This is a genomic window from Silvania hatchlandensis (assembly GCF_025564065.1).
GTDB classification, from domain to species: Bacteria; Pseudomonadota; Gammaproteobacteria; order Enterobacterales; family Enterobacteriaceae; genus Enterobacter; species Enterobacter hatchlandensis.
The window spans coordinates 32,773-53,538 of the sequence record NZ_JAMGZK010000044.1 but is presented as its reverse complement, the minus strand read 5'-3'; the positions used below and the strand labels follow the sequence as shown (position 1 = coordinate 53,538).

Annotated in this window: 9 protein-coding genes; 1 reads left to right on the top strand and 8 read right to left on the bottom strand. The window is 57.4% G+C overall.

From position 1 onward, the window contains the following. Positions 1 to 12: 12 nt before the first annotated feature. Positions 13 to 8,595, bottom strand: coding sequence for a GH36-type glycosyl hydrolase domain-containing protein (locus M8014_RS07675; protein ID WP_271281930.1), 8,583 nt, complete (start codon positions 8,593 to 8,595; stop codon positions 13 to 15). Positions 8,596 to 8,751: 156 nt separating this feature from the next. Then, positions 8,752 to 8,916: a YnfU family zinc-binding protein gene (locus M8014_RS07670; protein WP_271281929.1), complete on the bottom strand. Its 165-nt coding sequence runs from the start codon at positions 8,914 to 8,916 to the stop codon at positions 8,752 to 8,754. A gap of 377 nt (positions 8,917 to 9,293) precedes the next feature. Between M8014_RS07670 and catA the strand changes: the two genes are divergently transcribed. After that, positions 9,294 to 9,971: a type A chloramphenicol O-acetyltransferase gene (catA, locus tag M8014_RS07665; protein WP_271281928.1), complete on the top strand. Its 678-nt coding sequence runs from the start codon at positions 9,294 to 9,296 to the stop codon at positions 9,969 to 9,971. Positions 9,972 to 10,029: 58 nt separating this feature from the next. On the opposite strand, the gene fdhF (M8014_RS07660) is transcribed toward catA, so the two are convergent. From fdhF (M8014_RS07660) to M8014_RS07635, 6 genes are all read right to left on the bottom strand, one after another. Next, positions 10,030 to 12,177: a formate dehydrogenase subunit alpha gene (fdhF, locus tag M8014_RS07660; protein ID WP_271281927.1), complete on the bottom strand. Its 2,148-nt coding sequence runs from the start codon at positions 12,175 to 12,177 to the stop codon at positions 10,030 to 10,032. Positions 12,178 to 12,347: 170 nt separating this feature from the next. Continuing rightward, positions 12,348 to 13,361, bottom strand: coding sequence for a HoxN/HupN/NixA family nickel/cobalt transporter (locus M8014_RS07655; RefSeq protein ID WP_418939602.1), 1,014 nt, complete (start codon positions 13,359 to 13,361; stop codon positions 12,348 to 12,350). A 20-nt stretch (positions 13,362 to 13,381) separates the two neighbouring features. Further along, the gene (gene hypF, locus M8014_RS07650; protein ID WP_271281925.1) at positions 13,382 to 15,607 is read right to left on the bottom strand and encodes a carbamoyltransferase HypF; all 2,226 of its coding nucleotides are present in this window, start codon (positions 15,605 to 15,607) and stop codon (positions 13,382 to 13,384) included. A 57-nt stretch (positions 15,608 to 15,664) separates the two neighbouring features. After that, positions 15,665 to 17,815, bottom strand: coding sequence for a formate dehydrogenase subunit alpha (gene fdhF, locus M8014_RS07645; protein ID WP_271281924.1), 2,151 nt, complete (start codon positions 17,813 to 17,815; stop codon positions 15,665 to 15,667). 40 nt (positions 17,816 to 17,855) lie between these two features. After that, positions 17,856 to 18,401, bottom strand: a complete 546-nt coding sequence (gene hydN, locus M8014_RS07640) for an electron transport protein HydN (RefSeq protein ID WP_271281923.1) — start codon at positions 18,399 to 18,401, stop codon at positions 17,856 to 17,858. 158 nt (positions 18,402 to 18,559) lie between these two features. Continuing rightward, positions 18,560 to 20,749 carry a TonB-dependent siderophore receptor gene (locus tag M8014_RS07635; protein WP_271281922.1) on the bottom strand — a complete coding sequence of 730 codons (2,190 nt, stop codon included), beginning with the start codon at positions 20,747 to 20,749 and terminating at the stop codon, positions 18,560 to 18,562. Positions 20,750 to 20,766: the final 17 nt, after the last annotated feature.

Here is a 20,766-nt window from a genome sequence, read left to right as displayed (position 1 = left end):
GATTTTTCCGTGTCAGTTCTGAACAATTTCAACGGTATGGGTTTGTCCATCATTCAGCAGCGGAATTTTGTCGTCTGGCAGAACGACGCCGTCCAGTGTGACCTGATACTCCTCGTCACCGCGTGAAACCCTAATCTGATAATGGCTTCCGCCATGTTGATATGTCATAGCAAAAGACGGCCACTCCTCCGGCAATCGCGCATGCAGGGTAAAATGCGTACCGGAACGTGTTATCCCCAGTAACTCCTCTGTCAGAAGTCGGTAGGCCCAGCCTGCGGAACCGGTGTACCAGCTCCATCCGGCACGTCCGATATGTGGCGCGACGCTGTAGACATCAGCACTCATGACATAAGGCTCGGCTTTATAAATGGCCACACCTTCTGCATCCAGGGTGTGGTTTATGGGGTTGATTAGCGACCACAGTTGCCACGCGCGCGCGGTGTTCCCCATCCGGGCAAAGGCCATCACGGCCCAGATGGCGCCATGCGTATACTGCCCCCCATTTTCCCGCACACCGGGCAGATATCCCTGAATGTAACCCGGATTTGGCCCGTGCCCATCGAAAGGCGGGGTGAGCAATTTAATCAGCCCACCCTCATTATCGACCAGGTACTTGTCCATCGCCTGCATGGCCCGGGCGCTGCGGGTCGGGCTGGCGGCGCCGGACAGTACAGACCAGCTTTGGGCGATCGCATCAATCCGGCAGTCCTGTGAGGCTTTCGACCCCAGAGGCGTACCATCGTCAAAATAGCCGCGACGGAACCATTCTCCATCCCAGGCGTGTGCGTCGAGATTTTGTTGCAGACGCAGAGCCTGCGAACGGCACATCAACGCGATACTGTCATCCCGTCTGCGCTCCGCAAGCGCCGCAAAACGCTGCAAAATGTCATACAGGAAAAAGCCCAGCCAGACGCTTTCACCTTTACCTTCAATGCCGACCCGGTTCATGCCGTCATTCCAGTCACCCGCCCCGATCAGCGGCAGACCATGCACCCCGAACCTCAGTCCATGCTGAATTGCTTTGACGCAGTGTAACCATAGCGTCTCTTCGGTATCACTGATCACAGGGGTATCGTAGACAGACTCTTCACCAGGCTGGAGCGGACGACCTTCCAGATAGGCTATGCGCATGTCCAGCACGTCGATGTCTCCCGTCGTTTCCACATAGTGGCAAACTGCGAGCGGCAGCCAGAGATAGTCATCAGAACAGCTTGTGCGTACGCCGTTGCCATGGGGAGGATGCCACCAGTGTTGTACATCCCCTTCGAGAAATTGCCGTGATGCACACAGCACTATCTGGTCGCGCATCCGGTTCGGATCGGCATGGCACAGTGCCAGCGTATCCTGCAACTGATCGCGAAAACCCACTGCACCGCCGGACTGGTAGTAACCGCTGCGAGCCATCAGGCGACAGGCTACCGTCTGGTACAGCAGCCAGCCGTTGACCAGTAAATCAACGCTGGTGTCGGGGGTAGTGACCACGATTTTATCCAGCACATTGTGCCAGTGGTGGTGAACCTGGTTCAGCTCCTGGCGGACCGTCTCCTCATTAAGATAGCGAACAAGCGTCTCCTGAGCCCGGGCAGGCGTTTCATCTGCGCCAAGGACAAAAATAAACGTCCTCTGGTCACCATCAATGAACGTGGCCGCTGACTGTACCGCTGCGCAGGGATCGAGACCGGCGCCTGTTTTACCCGAGAGTTTGCGCAGTTTCATGGCGGAGGGAGTTTGCAGAGAACCATTACGGCCAATAAACTCCCGGCGATCCCCCGTCAGGGAACTGTCACTCCCGCTGACGGCAAAGAATGCAGTCCGCCCGCTACCGTTATCACCATAAAAGTTGTTCGCCATCACACCGCAACCGCCGGGGAGACTGGCCACGTGCGTCACGATGTGGGGGGCGGAGCGGGTTCGTGATTCCCCGAGCGTCCACTCGACATAACCGGTGACGGACAGTTTGCGTGTGCGCCCCGAATTGTTACTCAGCGTCAGGATCGCCAGTTTAACCGGCGCTTTTTCGGCAACCAGCACTGTCAGTTCGCTGTCTATACCGCTCTCACGATGGGCAAACACACTGTAGCCAAACCCATGGCGCGCCAGATAATCCCCCCTCCCGCGAACAGGCAAGATGGTCGGTGACCAGCACTCACCGCTCTCGTCATCGCGCAGATAAAACGCTTCACCGCTTCGATCGCTCACCGGATCGTTTTCCCACGGCGTTAACCTGAATTCATGGGCATTTTCAAACCAGCTATAGGCCTGCCCCGCCTCCGAAATGACGCTGCCGAAACAGGCATTTGCCAGTACGTTTGACCAGGGAGCCGGTGTTAACTCACGTTCTCTGAGGACAATCTGATATTCCCGGCCGTCCTGAGAAAATCCACCGTACCCGTTGAAATGGCGCAACTGGCTGGTATCGGGTGACCAGTCTGTATGTTGATTACTCTCCGGCACCTTGTGCGGAATGAATGCCCTCGCCGGCGGTTTTAACGTATGAATACGCTGATTAAGCTGTTCATTAAGCCCGCCCGCACGGTCATCGAGATAAAGACAGGCCACGCTCATCAAAAGCAACTTATCTTCGGCGGAGAGATGCTCACCAACACGGATAAAAAGCCCGCCCGCTTTATCCAGCAGACTGGCTTCGGAACCGGCATAAATTAAATCCATAATCTGATTTTGTAATCCCTGCTGGTAACCCCCGGGGCTGTTATTAAGGACCACTAAGTCCACCTCCAGGCCTTTCAGCCGCCAGTACCGGTGTGCCTGAATGAGGGTAGTTACGTCGGCAATACACTCCTCACTGGTAACGCTGAGCAGGACTATCGGCAGATCCCCTGAAATCGCCCATCCCCACAGACCGGACTGACCGCGTCGGTTACGGCTGATAATCTGGCTCTCTGCGCGCAACTCCTGGCGGGGGTAAAGTACTGCGCTGGCAAGACGATTAAACAAGGTGGCATCATCTTCACTGGCGTTCATCTGGCGTAAGACCACCAGACTGTGAGACCAGGCCAGCTCAAAAACGCGATCAGCGATAGGGTAGTCGCGATACTTTTCCAGCAACGCCAGACTTTGCTGGCGACTTTCGCTAATGCCATAAACGATATCAATTGTGACCGGCTGGCCGGGCTGCAGAGTGATAGCGTGGCGTATCGCCAGAATGGGATCCAGCACGGACCCTGACGTGTTGCTGAGCGCCCCGCTTCCCCCAATCGCCAGAGCATCCTGAGGACCTCTTCCGCGCCCAAGAAATTTCGCCCTGTCCGTTTCAAACGAGACGCTTCTGGCGTGATCGCCGCGCACCACCATCATGTGAAACAGGCAGGGACTCCGTTCCTCGGGCGAGCGCGGGCGCCGGTGGCAAAGAATGGCGTCACGCTCAGGATTAAGCTCAGTCTGAATAAACAAATTGCTGAACGCGGGATGCGCCCGATCGCTGGCGTCAGGCGCCAGGACCACTTCGGCATAGGTCGTCAGTTCCAGCACGCGCGGCAGGCGGCCCCGATGAACCAGGGTGAGCCGCCGCAGTTCAATATCATCCTCCGGTGAGACCACAACCTGGGTTTTAACGCTGAGCGCCCCGAAGAGGCGTCTGAATTCAGCGCCTGCATCGGTAAATATGGCTTCCTCGTCATGTCCGGTCGCGTTGCCCGTCGGTTGCCAGGTATTGCTCCATACCTCGCCTGTTTGCATATCACGGATATAGCAGAATGCCCCCCAGTTATCCCGGGTGGTATCACTGCGCCAGCGCGTAAGGGCAATATCGTTCCAGCGGCTATAGCCCCCACCTCCTGTGGTCAACATCAGGTGATAATGGCTGTTGGATAACAGCTGAATTTCCGGGGCCGGGGTGTCTACCCCGTTGAAAATACGGGGTTCATAGCGAACGGGTTTGACCCTTCCCTCATGAGATTCAAAATGTCGGCGCGGGCTGTAGAGATCGACCGAATCCGGCACACGCTCCTGTAGCAGCAGACTCGCGGACCGGAAGACGGTACTGGACATGAACCGCTCCGTCATCGGGGCGTTAAGCAGCACGTGGGCCAGCGCCTGAAAGGCCATACCCTGATGATGCGCCATCCAGGACTGCACCACCGCAAAGAGTTGACCGGTTGCGAGGCGTGAGGGGGTATAGTCCAGCGCTTCATAAAAACCGTATTCGCCGTGGGCGCCAGTTTTCTGCAATCTGAGCAGGTTTTCACAGGCTTTCTGTGGCGCGACCAACAGCGCCAACAGCGTGGCGTAGGGTGCGACGACCATATCATCGGCAAGCCCCCGACGCAGTCCGAGGCCAGGCACGCCAAATGCCTGATATTGATAATTTCGCTGCACATCAAAAGCATGATAGCCCGATTCTGATACCCCCCAGGGTACCCCGCGCTCTTTGCCCCAGTGTATCTGGCGCATCACCGCAGACTGACTCATCTCATCAAGCAAACTACCGGGCAAGGTGGGCATCACCAGATTCGGCATCAGGTATTCAAACATCGAACCGCTCCATGACATCAGGGCAGTTTCATTATCAATGGTGGTAAACAGCCGCCCCAGCGCATACCAGCTTTTCAGCGGCAACTGATTGGTCGCAATGGCGAGAAAACTGGTCAGGCGGATTTCCGATGGCAAAAGATCGTAGTGGCTCTTGTCGGCCGTATTCGTGTCGCAGTTATAGCCGACGCAGAGCAGACTGGTTGCTTCACTGTACAGAAAGGCGAAATCCATCCGCGCATGTTCATCCAGCCGCTGTTCAAGCTCGGTGATAATTTTCAGCCGCATTTGTGCATGGGCCGACACAGACGCCGGAGGGGTCCCTTCCCCGGTAAAGGTCGCGCGGGCAAGCCAGCTCAGCGTCGGCAGCGTCTGTTCATCCCAGGAGGGGGGTAACCAGCCGAGCAGGAGTGACCATTCGTGGCAAAGCTGGACCAGCTGATGCTCCAGATGCCTTGTCCAGCGCAGCAGAAGGGGATTTTCCTGATGACATTGCGCGGTCAGATGGTTGCACTGGGTCCGCATTTTTTTCAACTCGCTGAAAAGCGCTGGCGGACGCAGCGACACGGCGCTCAGACAGTGTTTACGCAGCAGTCGAAGGCTGGCAGGTGCACTCTGGCCCCACTGTTTCTCCAGAATATCCAGCGTATCGTTCAGCCCGGCCAGCACCTGTTCGGGGTTTAAAACAGGCTGATGTCGCATGGCGGACAGCCCTTCACGCAGGGTCAGTAAATGACCGGCCATATTGCCGCTGTCGACGCTTGAAACATAGCGTGGGCTGAGCGGGGCCAGCGTACGGGTGTCATACCAGTTATAGAGATGACCCCGAAAGTGTTCCATTTTATCCAGGGTGTCGAGTGTGAGCGTCACCCGCTGCAGTACCTCTCCGCCGGGCAGGTAGCCAAAATCCCAGGCCGTCAGGTTGGCCATCAGGGAGAGGCCAATGTTGGTGGGGGAAGTACGATGAGCCACCGTTGGTTTCGGTATCTCCTGATAGTTATCAGGCGGAAGCCAGTTCTCATGCTCCGTGACAAAGGTTTCAAAGAATGCCCAAATTTCGCGGCTGGTCTGGCGTAACAGCTGTTTTTGCTCCGGGTTCGGCGCAAATGCCTTACGCACGGGCTGGCGGCTCAGCCAGCTCATCAACAGGGGAGCCAGACACCATAGCATCGTGATCGGCAAAGCGATCGCCAGCAGTTGCGGTGCAAAATGTACGGTCAGCATCGTGAGCGCCACTCCACCCACGATGTTCAGCCACATCGCCTGATAAAAACGACCAGGCGAAATTCTGACCGGATTGCTGTCCGGGCCGTGGCAGGTCCACTGAATCAGGTTGCGGTGGCTTACCCCCATACGCCATAGCGTCACGCCTATCGCATAGATCGAATATCCGGCTTCGTGCGGGAGTATGGCAACATTCAGCCCGATACCCGACAGGCGCTTCAGCGTTACAGTAGCGACCCGCAACAGATGCTGCTTCAGGGGGCGACGAAGGGGTTTATGCAGGAGGTCACAGGTGATGCTGAGTGTGGCAGGCAATAGCCATATCAGCGCCAGCACGCCAAGCCAGTAAAAGGTGTTGGGCGCCCACAGCAGGGTGAAAAAGAGCAACATCAGTAAAGAGGGTGCGACCAGGCTGCGACGCAGATTATCAAGTAATTTCCAGTAAGAGAGCGCGGACAAGGGATTGTTATCCTGGGTTCCATCCGCTTTTCTGACGCGTGGTTTTAACCAGTTCAACAGTTGCCAGTCTCCCCGGATCCAGCGTGTACGACGTGCGACATCCGAAAGATAGTTATTGGGATACTGCTCGTAGAGTAAGACCTCACTTAACAGCCCCGATCGCGCGTAGCACCCCTCGAGTAAATCATGGCTGAGCACCAGGTTTTCGGGGCAAGTGTTGGCGGTGGCCTCAACAAAGATATCGACATCATAAATCCCCTTGCCGACGAACGATCCTTCCCCAAAAAGATCCTGATAGATATCGGACGACATCATTGAATAGGGGTTATTGCCCGGGGCGCTGCTGCGCATAGCGGCATAACGCCCCTGGCCGTTGCGGGGCATCTCCTCCGCCAGGCCTGGCTGCAGAATGCCGAACCCTTTGATCACCCTGCGGCGTATCGGGTCATACTCGGGTTTGTTGAGCGGATGCGCCATCGTCGCGACCAGTTTATGCACCGTATCGCGTGGCAGAACCGTATCACTGTCCAAGGTGATGACATATTTAATGTAACCCGGTAAAAGCTCCGCTGGCAGGTCGGCCACACTGACAAATTGCGCCGCAGGCTGGCGCAACCAGCTGTTCAACAGCGCCAGTTTTCCCCGCTTACGTTCATAGCCCATCCAGGTTCCCTGGGCAGGGTTCCATTCAGGTTGCCGGTGGAGCAGATAAAAGCGGGGACGGCGGGATGGATAGCGCCGGTTAAGCGCCTGTGTGTCGGCGATCGCCTGTCTGAGCAGGGAACTGTTTTCCAGTGAAGGTTCATTTTCGGCATCAGCAAAATCGGTAAGCAGAGCGAAACAGAGGTTTTCGTTCTGGTTGCCCAGCCAGCACACTTCAAGACTGGTGAGGAGTTTGCAGATGCTTTCGTGACTGGTCAGCATGCAGGGGATCACGACCATCGTTGCCCTGTCTGCAGGAATACCGGCTGAAAAATCCATCCTCGGCAAGGGACGTGGCACCCGAAAACGGGTGGTAGCTTCACTCAGCACATCGCTCACTAACTGGCTGAGAGCAATAACCAAAGGCAATGCCACAACAATCAACAGCCAGTCCGCGCCCTGTAGTGCGGTTTCGTGCAATATCCCCGCCGTTGCGGCCGTGGTCAACAGGCCCAGGCTGCCCAGCCATGACAGAAGAGATATGCGATTGAAACTGTGCCGCAGACGAATGAGCGCTGACGTGTCAGCCGACAGATCAATTTCAAGCTGCTGACGTCCTTCGCCGACCAGATAATAGCCAATATGATGCTCCGGCGTGCCGGGAGCATTTTCCCCGGTAAGAGCCAGTACCCGACTGGCGACCTCAGGCTCACTGAAACCACTGTCTCGTGCCAGAATCTCAATCACATGGCGGTAATGATCCCGCGTATCAAAGTGCATTTCGGGATAGATACCGGCAGGATCATGGCGTAATGCCTGTTCGACGACGCTTATCGTCTCGGCGAAATCAGCCCAGTTAGTTTCGCTCAGTAAACGCAACCCGGCGATGCTGTTACTGACAGAAAGCTGGCTGGCAGCAAGCTGTTGATTGAAGGTATGAATCAGCGCTTCGGTTGTGACACCTTGTTCGGCAAGGCACTGGTCAACCCAGGTCAGAGGTAACGACAACGCATTGCCATGCCCCTGCAGGCGCCGTACCAGCTCTGCGACAAATGCACTGCTCAACGGAGGACGGGAGCGCGCCATGTCGGCAACGACCATGATTAAATCAGCCGGGGCACTCTCTGCACATTCGAAAAGCCGTGTTATCCACGTATCTGCCAGATTTCGTTCTCGCTGCGCCTTTACCACTTCCATACTGATACGACGAAGATTTTCAATCAGCGCCAGGCGCAACATACCCGGTAAGGCCCAGACTTCGCCTAATGTCAGAGGGGTCACCTGCTGATAGGCCATGATATAGCTGGTCAGGCTGGCAGTGTCCCAGCGGCCATCACCATGGGCGATGGCCTCTGAAGCAATATCGTAAATTCGTGGACAGTGCTGTGGCGAAATCAGCGACGGAAGCCCCTTGCCGAAACTTTTCGGTAAGTGCTGGCGAACGATACGGATTTGTTCCTCAATCAGGTAGTAATTATCCAGCAGCCACTCCCCGGCGGGCATGATGCTCGTTTTTTTTCCCGCATTGATTTCGTAGCAGTTCTGCGTGATTGCGGCCTCGTTGTTGCCGAGCCGTTTCAGGAGGTAATAAGGCAGTTTGTCTGGGGATAATCGATGGGTACGCGCCAGTTTTTGGCCGTAGCGCTCCATCTGAGCTGTCGAAAACAGTTCTGAGCGCAGGTTATTTTCACCTGCGGGATCGTTAGCCGGAAACGTGACGCGTCCGGTAGCATTCGTCGTAATACGGGAGCGGTTAAACCACGCCCTGGGGTTCATTTTCATAGCGTTGCTCAGATGCGACATTGGCGCGCAGGAGCAGTTGCGAAATCAGTTCAGAAACGTTCTCTCAGGATGGCGTAAGGCATCAGGGATTTAACATCTGCTGGAATATGACTTAATTATAGAACACCGGGTTTATGTGTGACGGGGTGTCAGGGATTAGCGTGTTGAGACAAACAGGGCCTTACATCCCGGGCAAAGCAATGTCTGCTTAAGGCGAAGTTTGGAGGCAGAGTGCGATGAACGTAAGCCGCAAAGCGGGCAGATAACGGAGGACGTCGATGCCCCTCCGATGAACTTCATTGCGTAATCGATGATAGACATGATGATTAACCTTTCAATGAATGTACATCACCTTACCACGCGCGGTTAAAATTTAATCAATTTAATGTGAATTATTTTCTGCCCCCCGTGCCTCGTGAACTCAACGAAGACGAAATCCAGGCCATCATCACACGCTTTGCTGGGCATTCTGCTTATTGCTTTCAGCATAAAAGTCGCCTGGCGTCATTTCAGGAGAGTTCAAAAGAGGACAATACAGCCCGATGTTAACAAGATTTAACATTTCCTTTCCTCCTGTATAATGATGCGCTACTCTCTCAAATGCGTTCGCTACCCAAAGAGATAGACCTGCATATTTGGCTCAACTCAAAAAAACGCAGACTACCCGCTGATATATGATGGCTAATTAAAGGTGAAAAATGAAAAAAATAACCCAGGAATATACACCTGTTGACGTATCGAGTTGGGCACGAAAGGAGCATTTTGAGGTATTTCAGGGGTTTGCTCAATCTACAATCAACCAAACTGTTCAAATAGACATCACCGACTTGCTAAAACATATCAAAGAGTTTGGCTGGAAGTTTTATCCTACTATTATTTTTCTTCTGTCCAAAATTGTAAACCGGCATGCGGAGTTTCGTATGGCCATAAAGAACAATGCGCTGGTTACATGGAATAAAGTCCATCCACAATATACAATTTTCCATAAGGAAACGGAGACTTTTTCATCATTATGGAGTGAGTACGATGGCAATATTCATCACTTCCAGTCCGTTTATTCAGAAGACGTAGCACGCCATGGTAATAACCTTGCTTATTGGCCTAAAGAAGAAACGCTGGAAAATGTATTTTTCGTATCGGCTATTCCCTGGGTAAGTTTTACCAGTTTTAATATCAACGTCGCTAACATGCAGAACTTTTTTGCCCCGATGTTCACGTTTGGAAAATACCACACACAAGATGGAAAAGTATTTTTGCCTCTCGCCATTCAGGTACATCATGCCGTGTGCGATGGTTTCCATATAGCAAGACTGTTCAATGAGTTACAAGAGATGAGTTATGACTTGCTGCACCATTTAGAGGAGCGCAGTCGTTGATACGGCAGAAATGCGAACACAGTACAAGGCTGAGCAGCCCCTGAGGGCCGCTCCTCCCTCACCCCATCGCCAGTTCCTTTAAGTGCGTTTTCAGCTTGTGATACTCATCAATCACGTACTGTTCCGCAGCCTGCTGGTCGGCAATCGGCTCCACGCGCACGGCGCAGTATTTGTACTCCGGCGTTTTGGTAATCGGACTCAGGTTCTCCGTCACCAGCTCGTTACAGGCCCCAATCCACCACTGGTAGGTCATGTACACCGCGCCAACGTTCGGACGATCGCTCACCTGCGCACGGGTAATAACTTTACCTTTGCGCGACGTGACCCACACCAGCGCTTCATCCTCAATGCCGAGACGCAGTGCATCAGCGGTATTGATCTGCGCATAGCCCGGTTCATCGGCCAGCGCGGCCAGCGCCGCACAGTTGCCGGTCATCGAGCGACACGAGTAGTGGCCGACTTCACGCACCGTCGACAGCACCAGCGGATACGCCTCGGTGAGCTTATCAATTGGCGCGACCCAGTCACAGGTATACAGCTGCCCCAGCCCGTTCGGGGTGGAGAACTCTTTCTCGAACAGGTAATCCATCCCCTGATCGGCCTCTGACTCGTCCCGGCATGGCCACTGGATGTAGCCCAGCTCGCCCATCTTCTCGTAGGTAGCACCGTAAAATTCCGGACACAGATGACGCAACTCGTCCCAGATTTGCTGGGTATTGTCGTAGCGCATCGGGTAGCCCATCCGCGTCGAGATCTCGCTGATGATCTGCCAGTCCGTTTTCAGATCCCACTTCGGCTCAACCGCTTTAAAGAAGCGCTGGAAACCACGGTCGGCAGCGGTGTAAACCCCTTCGTGCTCACCCCAGGAGGTGGACGGCAGGATCACATCGGCAGCGGCCGCCGTCTTGGTCATAAAGATGTCCTGCACGATGACCAGTTCCAGGGTTTCAAACGCCTTACGCACGGCAGACAGTTCCGCATCCGTCTGGAGCGGATCTTCCCCCATGATGTACGCCGCACGCACTTCGCCGTGTTCTGCCCGGTGAGGCAGTTCGCTGATGCGATACCCGGTATGGGCAGGCAGAGACGCCACGCCCCAGGCTTTGGCGAACTTGGCCCGGTTTTCCGGGTTGTTGATGTACTGATAGCCCGGATAGGTATCCGGCAGCGCACCCATGTCGCACGCACCCTGCACGTTGTTCTGCCCGCGCACCGGGTTAACCCCTGCGGACGGTTTGCCAAGGTTGCCGGTCAGCAGCGCCAGGCTGGTCAGGGAACGCACGGTTTCGACGCCCTGGTAGAACTGGGTCACGCCCATGCCCCACAGAATGGCGGCGCTTTCCGCTGCGGCATACATCCGCGCGGCCTGGCGGATCTCCAGTGCGCTGACACCGGTGATGGTTTCAACGGATTCCGGCGTGTAGCCCTCAACGATTTTGCGATACTCTTCGAAGCCTTCCGTACGCGAGGCGACAAACGCCCGGTCGTACAGCTCCTCTTCAATAATCACGTGCCCCATCGCATTCAGCAGCGCGATGTTGGAGCCGTTTTTCAGGGCCAGGTGCATATCGGCAATGCGCGCGGTTTCAATTTTGCGCGGATCGCAGACGATAATCTTCGCCCCTTTGCGTTTGGCTTTGATCACCCGATTCGCCACGATAGGGTGCGAATCCGCCGGGTTATACCCAAAGACAAAAATCATGTCGGCATTTTCAATCCCGACAATTGAGTTACTCATTGCGCCGTTACCGACCGACTGGTGCAGACCTGCAACCGATGGGCCGTGTCAGACGCGTGCGCAGCAGTCGACATTGTTAGTGCCGACGGCTGCGCGAGCAAATTTTTGCATCACATAGTTGGTTTCGTTCCCGGTTCCGCGCGATGACCCGGTGGTCATGATCGCATCCGGGCCATGTTTGGCCTTGATGGCGCTGAGCTTATCGGCAACGTAATCCAGCGCTTCGCCCCAGGAGACGGCCTCCAGCTTGCCGCCGCGCTCGCGACGGATCATTGGCGATTTCAGGCGCGGGGTGAGGATTTTGGTGTCGTTGATAAAATCCCAACCGTAGTAACCCTTCAGGCACAGATCGCCCTGATTGGTTTTACCCTGTGCGGCTTCAGCCTTGACGACTTTGCCGTTATCGACCACCAGATTGATTTTGCAACCCGATGCGCAATAGGGGCAAACCGTGATGACTTTCTTCATCGGTAATTATTCCCGTTAATGATCGTGTGAGCACCGTTATGCATTAACTATGCCACTCTGCCAAAAACAGCTAACCACCGGAAATAAAAGGGAAATACAACAGGAACTAAGAAGTGCGCTGTCCGTTCGTCAAAAATGCCATGACGAACGGACAGCGATGTCGAGCAGGATTAGCGCACAACCAGCGCGTCGTAGCCTTTGAAGCGGTAGTTAATCAGGGACAGCAGCCAGCAGGCGATAAACAGCCCGACCACGATAAACCCGGCGTTGCCGAGGTTGTCGTTGAGCGCAGCCACGCCGTTCCACAGCCCGCCTTCGAAGCCAAACTTATCCGCCAGCAGGCCCAGCGCTTCCAGCCCACCGATAAACAGCGCCACCACCACGGAGGTGCCGGTAATGGTCATATTGTAATAGAGCTTGCGCTGCGGCTTGTTGAAGGCCCAGCCGTACGCGCCCACCATAATCAGGTTGTCGAGGGTGTCGACCAGCGCCATGCCGCTGGTGAACAGCAGCGGGAACACCAGAATCGCCCATACCGACATGCCGTTCGAGGCACCGGCCGCCGAGATCCCCAGCACCCCGATCTCAGTGGCGGTGTCAAAGCCGAGGCCAAACAGAAAGCCCACCAGATACATGTGCCAGCTGCGGGTCACCAGACGGAATGCCGAGCGGAACAGCCAGTTCATCACCCCACCGCGCGCAAACGACACCTCGTCCGGGACGCTTTCACCGCGCTTCATTTTGTTAAAGCTACCCCAGACGTCACGCAGAATAACCAGGTTTACCAGCGCCATCACCAGCAGGAAAAAGGCCGACACCGCCGTGCCGATCATCCCGCCGGTTTCATGAAACCACTCCATATTGCGGCTAAAGGCGGTGGCCGTGGCGGCGATGGCAATCGACGCCAGCACCACAATGGTCGAGTGCCCCAGCGAGAACCAGGCCCCCACGCCGCACGGACGTTTACCCTGCTGCATCATCTTGCGAGTGACGTTATCAATGGCGGCAATGTGGTCTGCATCCACCGCGTGGCGCAGGCCGTAGCACCAGGCCAGCAGGCTCGCCGCCATCAGCGACGGGGTATTGTGGAAGAGGTAAAACGCCGTTCCCCAGGCAACGATATTGGCCGCGATAAGCAAAAGCATCAGCGCCATGGCTTTAGGGTGGTTGTTGAAGTATTTCATATTCATCGTCATTTCCAGATTTAAGAAAGAGTTGCGGCGGCAATCACTGCCTGCCCAAACGCAATCGCCCCGTCCCCGGCGGGAAGCCGCTCGGGAAACAGCACGTTAAAATCACTAAGCCAGAACTGCAGGCGCTGGCGCAGCAGGCGGTTGTGCAGCACGCCTCCGCTGCACACGATGGTCGAAATACCGCGCTGGCGGGCGTGCTGCGCGGCAAGCCGCGCCAGCCCGGTGGCCAGCGCATCGTGAAACGCCCATGCGCGCTCGGCGTCGGTCGCCTGCCAGCCCAGCCACTGCTGCCAGAAGGTCGCCATATCCAGCTGGTCATGAGTGACCGCCAGGGTCAGGGGATGGCGGACCGGGGGCGTGCTCAGGGCGAGGGCTTCCAGCCGACAGGCGGCCTCCCCTTCGTAGCTCAACTGCGCAGGGGCGCAGCCCGTGGCGGCGGCCACGGCGTCAAACAGCCGCCCGGCGGACGACGCCAGCGGAGCATTCACCCCGCGCGCGATCGCCTGGGCCAGCGGCGGCCAGGGTTTATCGGCCAGTATGTTTGCCTCGGGCAGGGTCTGCCATTCCGGTACAAACGCCTGCCACTGGGCCAGCAGGTTGCGCCACGGCTGACGGGCGGCCAGATCCCCGCCGGGCAGCGCTACCGCCGGGAGCCCGCCCAGCCGTTCGCAGCTGCGATAGCTCACCCGCAGGCACTCCCCGCCCCACAGTTCACCGTTGTCGCCCTGCCCTAGCCCGTCCAGCACCAGCGCAATCACATCGCCGCCATCGCGTGGCCAGCCGTGTTCCGCCAGGCACGCCGCCGCATGGGCATGGTGATGCAGCACCCGATGCTGCGGGTACGGCATCTGCGCCCCGAGCTGGGTGGAGCGGTAGCCGGGATGGACGTCGGTCACCACCCCTTCGGGGGTGAACTGCCAGAGATCCTGAATCGCAGTCAGCGCCTGCTGCCACTGGGCCAGCGCGTCATCATCGCCCAGATCGCCCAGGTGCTGGCTGAGCACCGCCTGGTCGCCGCGCACCAGGCAGAAGGTATTTTTCAGATCCGCGCCAAGACACAGCAGCGACGGCACGTTCGCAAAACCGGGCGGCAGCGGCAGCGCATCCGGCACAAAACCGCGCGAGCGGCGCAGCATTTCGCCGCTCGCGCGCTGCACGGAGTCGTCCATCCGCTGGACGATATCGCGGTTATGCAGCAGCCAGCCGTCGGCGATCCCGGCCAGATCCTGGATCGCCCGGTCGTTGGTCAGCGCGGGCGGACAGCCGTTGAGGTTGCCGGAGGTCATCACCAGCGGGCAGTCCAGATCCTGCATCAGCAGGTGCTGGAGCGGGTTGGCGGCCAGCATCACCCCGACCTCGTTCAGCCCCGGGGCGATGGCCTTGCAGAAGGTCAACAGCCCTTTGTCCACCAGCACAATCGGTGCCGCCGTCGAGCGCAGCAGCGCCTGCACGTCAGCGGGCAGAGTATCTGCCAAACGCGGGGGGATCATCACCGCCAGCGGTTTCGCCGGGCGGCGCTTGCGTTCCCGAAGCCGGTTCACGGCCTGCAGGTTGCTGGCGTCAACGGCGAGGTGAAAACCGCCCAGCCCTTTGATCGCCACGATCCCACCGCTTTTCAGCGCCGCCACGGCGGCATTCAGGGCAGCGTCTTTCTCTTGATGTGCCTCGCCGCTCACCCAGCTCAGCTGCGGCCCGCAGTCCGGGCAGGCCACCGGCTGGGCGTGAAAGCGCCGGTCGGCGGGGTGGCGGTACTCCGCTTCGCAGGCGGGGCACAGGGTAAATTCGGCCATCGTGGTGGCCGGTCGGTCGTAGGGCATCGCCCGGATAATGGTGAAGCGCGGCCCGCAGTGGGTGCAGTTGATAAACGGGTAACGGTAGCGACGCTCGTGGGGATCATTCATCTCTGCCAGACACGCCGGGCAGGTGGCGGCATCCGGCACCACCTGGGTACTCATCTGGCCCTGCCCGCTGGCGCGAATGGTGAAGTCCAGCGGCAGCGCCGCCCAGTGCCAGGGCTGCTGGCAGACGTCGTCGATGCGCGCCAGCGGTGGGCACCCGGCAGCCAGCTGGGGGGTAAATTGCGGATGGTCTCCGACGAGCCGCACCACCACGCCAGCGCCGTCGTTACAGACGTCGCCTTTCAGCCCCAGGCGCTGCGCCAGTTGCCAGACCCAGGGACGAAAACCCACCCCCTGGACTTTGCCGCGAATGCGCAGCTGCGTGCCGTTGTCACTCATCGAAAACTCCCGAAGATGTCGATAAACGCGGGCCTGTGCGGCCCGCAGGTACTGCCATTAACTGTCTACCGCCTCGCGCAGGCGTTGCTTCATGGCGCTGTAGGTGGTCTGGGCGTAGTTTTCGGCCCAGCGCTGATCGGCAATGGCCTCCAGCTTCACCGCGCAGTATTTGGTTTCCGGCGTTTTGGAGACCGGATCGAGGTTGTCCTGGGTCAGCTCGTTGCAGGCCCCAATCCACCACTGATAGGTCATGTACACCGCGCCCTGGTTGATACGCTCGCTCACATCCGCGCGGCTGATCACCTTCCCGCGACGGGAGCTGACCCACACCAGCTGGCGGTCGGTCACGCCAAGCCGCTCAGCATCCTGCGGGTTGATCTGCACAAAGCCTGGCTCATCTGCCAGGGTCTGCAGCGCCGCGCAGTTGCCGGTCATCGAGCGGCAGGAGTAGTGCCCCACCTCGCGGACGGTGCACAGCACCAGCGGATAGTCGGCGTCCGGCACTTCCGCAGGCTTGCGCCACTTCGCGGCAAACAGCTGGCCTTTGCCGCTCGGGGTGTCGAAGCGGTTGCCTTCGTACAGCCACGGCGTGCCCGGGTGATCCAGCGTCGGGCACGGCCACTGGACGTGGCCCATGTCGCCCATTTTTTCCCAGGTCACGCCGAAGAACAGCGGGCACAGCTCGCGCATTTCGTCCCAGATCTGCTGGTTGTCGCGGTAGTGCATCGGGTAGCCCATCGCGGTGGCGAGAAGGCTGATGATCTCCCAGTCGCGTTTGACGTTGCCCTGCGGCTCAATCGCTTTTTCAAAACGCTGGAAGCCGCGGTCGGCGCAGGTAAAGACCCCGCCGTGTTCGCCCCACGAGGTGGCAGGCAGCAGCACGTCCGCCGCTTCAGCGGTTTTGGTCATAAAGATGTCCTGCACCACCACGAAGTCGAGCGCTTCAAAGCCCTTACGCACCAGCCCGAGATCCGCTTCGGTCTGGAGCGGATCTTCACCCATGATGTAATAGGCTTTGACCTTGCCCTCCAGCGCCAGGTGCGGCACTTCGGTGATGCGCACGCCCACCTGGTCATCCATCAGGGCCGGATCGACGCCCCACGCGCGGGCAAATTTCTCGCGCACCTGCGGGTCGACCACGTCCTGATAGCCAGGGAACTGGTTGGGGATCACCCCCATGTCGCACGCGCCCTGGACGTTGTTCTGGCCGCGCACCGGGCCGACGCCCACGTGCTCGCGCCCGAGGTTGCCGGTGAGCAATGCCAGGGTCGACAGGCCTTTCACCACGTCCACCGCCTGCCCGAACTGGGTCACGCCCATCCCCCACATCACGGTGGCGGACGGCGCGGCGGCGTAAATGCGCATCGCCTCGCGGATCTGTTTGGCGGTGACGCCAGTAATGTCTTCGACGTTTTCCGGCGCGTAGTCGCTGACCGTGTCACGTAGCGCGTCCAGCCCTTCGGTGTACTGCGCCACGTAGTCGCTGTTGTAGAGGTTCTCTTCCAGCAGGGTGTAGATGAAGGCGTTCACCAGCGCCATATTGCAGCCGTTGTTGATCTGCAGATGGCGATCGGCAATGCGCGCGGTCTCGATTTTGCGCGGATCGCAGACGATCACCCTTGTGCCGTTCTGTTTGGCCTTGATCACCCGACGGGCGACAATCGGGTGCGAGTCGGCGCAGTTGTAGCCGAAGATCAGCAGGCATTTTGAGTTTTCGATATCGCTGATGGAGTTACTCATCGCCCCGTTGCCCAGCGTCTGCTGGAGTCCGGCCACGCTCGGGCCGTGACAGACGCGGGCGCAGCAGTCGACGTTGTTGGTGTTCAGCACCCCACGGGCAAACTTCTGCATTACGTAGTTGGTTTCGTTGCCGGTGCCGCGTGACGAGCCGGTGGTCATGATCGCCCGCGGGCCGTATTTAGCCTTGATGTCGCTCAGCCGTTCGGCGGTGTAGCGAATGGCCTCATCCCAGGAGACCGGCTCCAGCTTGCCGCCCTTCTGGTAGCGGATCATCGGCTGAGTCAGGCGCGGCGTCAGCAACCGGGTATCGTTGAGGAAATCCCAGCCGTAGTAGCCTTTCAGGCACAGCTGATTCTGGTTGGTGACGCCTTCTGCCGCTTCGGCGCGGACGATTTTATTTTTCTCAACGACGAGTTTTAATTTGCAGCCCGCACCACAGTACGGGCAGACGCTGGTGATTTTTTTCATCAGTAACAGACCTGCTAAAAGTGAAAAGAGAGGCTGACGCTTACAGCATCAGCGAAGAGAGATCGTCCATCGCCGCCCGGCGGCGTTTGTCCTGGCTCAGCTGTTCCAGCTTTTTGCGATCGATACAGACGATGGCATTGGTCGGGCAGGCCTGAACGCAGGCCGGGCCGTCCGGCTGGTGATGGCAGAGGTCACATTTGTTGGCTTCGGCTTTGTCGGATACCACGTTCAGGCCGCTACCGATGTGGCGAACCACCGGGCGCAGCACCACTTCCATCGCGCCATACGGACAGGCCACCACGCAGGTTTTGCACCCGATGCAGCGTTCCTGATGGACGTGGACAAAGTCGTTATCGCGGGTGATCGCCCCGTTCGGGCAGACGCTGGCGCAGGGGGCATCTTCACACTGGCGGCACATGGTGGCCGTGGAGACGTTGACGCCTTTAATGACGTGAATGCGCGGTAAGAAGTTCTGCGGCGTCAGCGACGCGCAGTCCTGGGTGTCGTGGTGCGAGACCACGCAGGCCACTTCACAGGTACGACAGCCAATGCATTTGCTGGCGTCGGCAATGATGAAACGATTCATCCTTAATCTCCGGGAATGAGGGTTAGCCCGCAGAGGTATGCATAAATCGCGCCAGAATATAATTAAATGAATTTAAAGAGTTTTTGTATGGTGGGATACTGTCATCGTCATAAATGACGATGACGAACTGCCGCCCGCGATGCAGGCGGCAGTGACGATCAGAACAAGACCGAGTAGTTCAGGCCGAAGGTACGACCGCGACCTTTGTAGGTATACAGGTTCTCAGCACCGTAGGTTGGGCTGTACAGACCCGGTGCTCGCTGTCCCCAGGCGGTGGTGTAGTCTTCATCCAGCAGGTTTTCGACGCTGAAGCTTAGCTTGCCCACCGGCAGAAGATAGCTGCCGATGAAATCAGCGGTGTTATAGCCATCAATCTTCTTACCGGCTTCGTCAGACAAATCAAACGTCTGGGTGCTTTGCAGACGCAGCGTCCAGTCGCCCGGTGCCCAGGTGACCCATGCGCTCATTTTGGACGGGCTGGCGCTGTCTACCGTCAGTTTTTCCCATTTCCCGTCGACGCGGGTTTCCGATTTGATGACGTTGAAGTTTGCGCCGGTGCTCCACTCACTGTCGGTAAAGAAGTAATCCACCTGACCTTCAACACCGTAGATGCGACGTTTGTCGTCTTCCACGTTGATGGTCATGTCGCTTTTGTTGATGTTGATGGTTTTGTCAGACAACGAGTAGTAACCAGCAATCTGGGTGCGCAGGTTATCCCCGGTGTAGCGCCAGCCCAGCTCGTAAGCATCAACTTTAATCCCGTCGAGCTTTGAGTCGTTCACGTTAACGCTGTTCACTAAACGATAGTGACCGTTCACCAACTGGTATGTGCCGGAGCCGTAATATTTCGCCAGATCCGGGATCTCAAAGCCTTGCGAGAAGTTAAACCACAGCTGCTGACGCTCGGTCAGATGACCCAGAATACCGGCGTTAAACAGCAGGTTGTTGTAGTCGGTTTTCCCGCCCGGCACCGCGTCTGCCGAAGTAGCGCGACCGGTGGCAATCCCCTGCTGCTGGGCGTAACCAATAAAGTCATCGACCTTGTTTTCGGTGTACTGATAGCGCACTCCACCGCTCAGGGTGATCGCCGAGATGTCGTAGCTCGATTGCAGGAATGGGGCAAGGTTGGTGATGCTGTAGCTCGGATAGCGCCCGACGTTATAAGCGTCATCCAGCTTCATGCCGCCGCTGGCCGCCGCTTTGTTGAGGTCGAAAAATTGCTGGTTGGCGTCGAAGGTTTCATGTTCGGCATCGACACCCCACGTCAGCGTCAAATCATCCATCAGTTTGCTGTTGATGGTGAGCTTGCCGCCATAGAAATCGGTTTTTTGCTGGGATGCGCCAATGCTGGTGACCCGACCGGCTGAAAGCGTCGGGAACGGATAAAAGGTCAGGCTTTCGTCGCGGTAGTAAATTTGTGCCACCAGATCCTGACCCCAGAAGTCGGTGTTGGAGTATTGCAGGTTGATCAGGTGGCGTTCAGTGCCAGGAATACGATCGGAGTCGAGATTATTTTTGTTGTAGGCGTTGCCTGAACCCGTTACGGCCGAGAAGTTCTCGCCAAGATACAGGCCGTGCTTACCGTCGGATTCGCTTTTGTAATACTGGGTGGTGAGCTGCAGCTGCTGATGCTCGTCGATGTTCAGCGTGCCGGTACCCATCACGTCCAGACGGTCGGAGTATTGTAAACCGGTCTGGGTGTTATCAATATTCACCTCGTCGCCCTTGCCGTCGTACCAACCGCCAAAGCGCTGATAAGCGACCGACATGCGCCCGGAAGCGTGGTCGTTGCCGCCGCTGACCGCCGCCGCGACGTTTTCGTCATTATCGTTATGGCTGTTGAAGCCCGTTTTAGCGCCAGTCTGGAATTCGACTTCGGTTTCCGGCTGGCCCTTTTTGGTGACGATATTGATCAAACCACCGGTACTGCCGCCGCCGTAAAGGGAGGTCGCGCCAGAGATCACTTCTATGCGGGCGATATTAAACGGATCGATCGAATCCAGCTGGCGGCTGTCGCTGCGCGAGGAGTTTAACCGCACGCCGTCGACCATCACCATCATCGAACGACCACGCATGTTCATCCCATAGTTGGTACGCCCCTGGCTGCTAACATCCATACCGGGAATCAACTGCGCCAGCACCTCTTTGAGCTCTTTACCGCCCTGAACCTGCTGTTCAATGTCGGCTTGTTCGATAACCCAGGTAGTCTGCGCCATATCGGCAATGGTGTGGTTAGTACGGCTGGCGGCGACCACCAGGGTGTCATCTTTTTGTGTTTCAGCCGAGGCGTTAGCGGCAAACGTTAAAAATAAACCCGAGCTGAGTGCCCGATACCAATGCGGTTTCATTGTGGCGATCGTCCTGA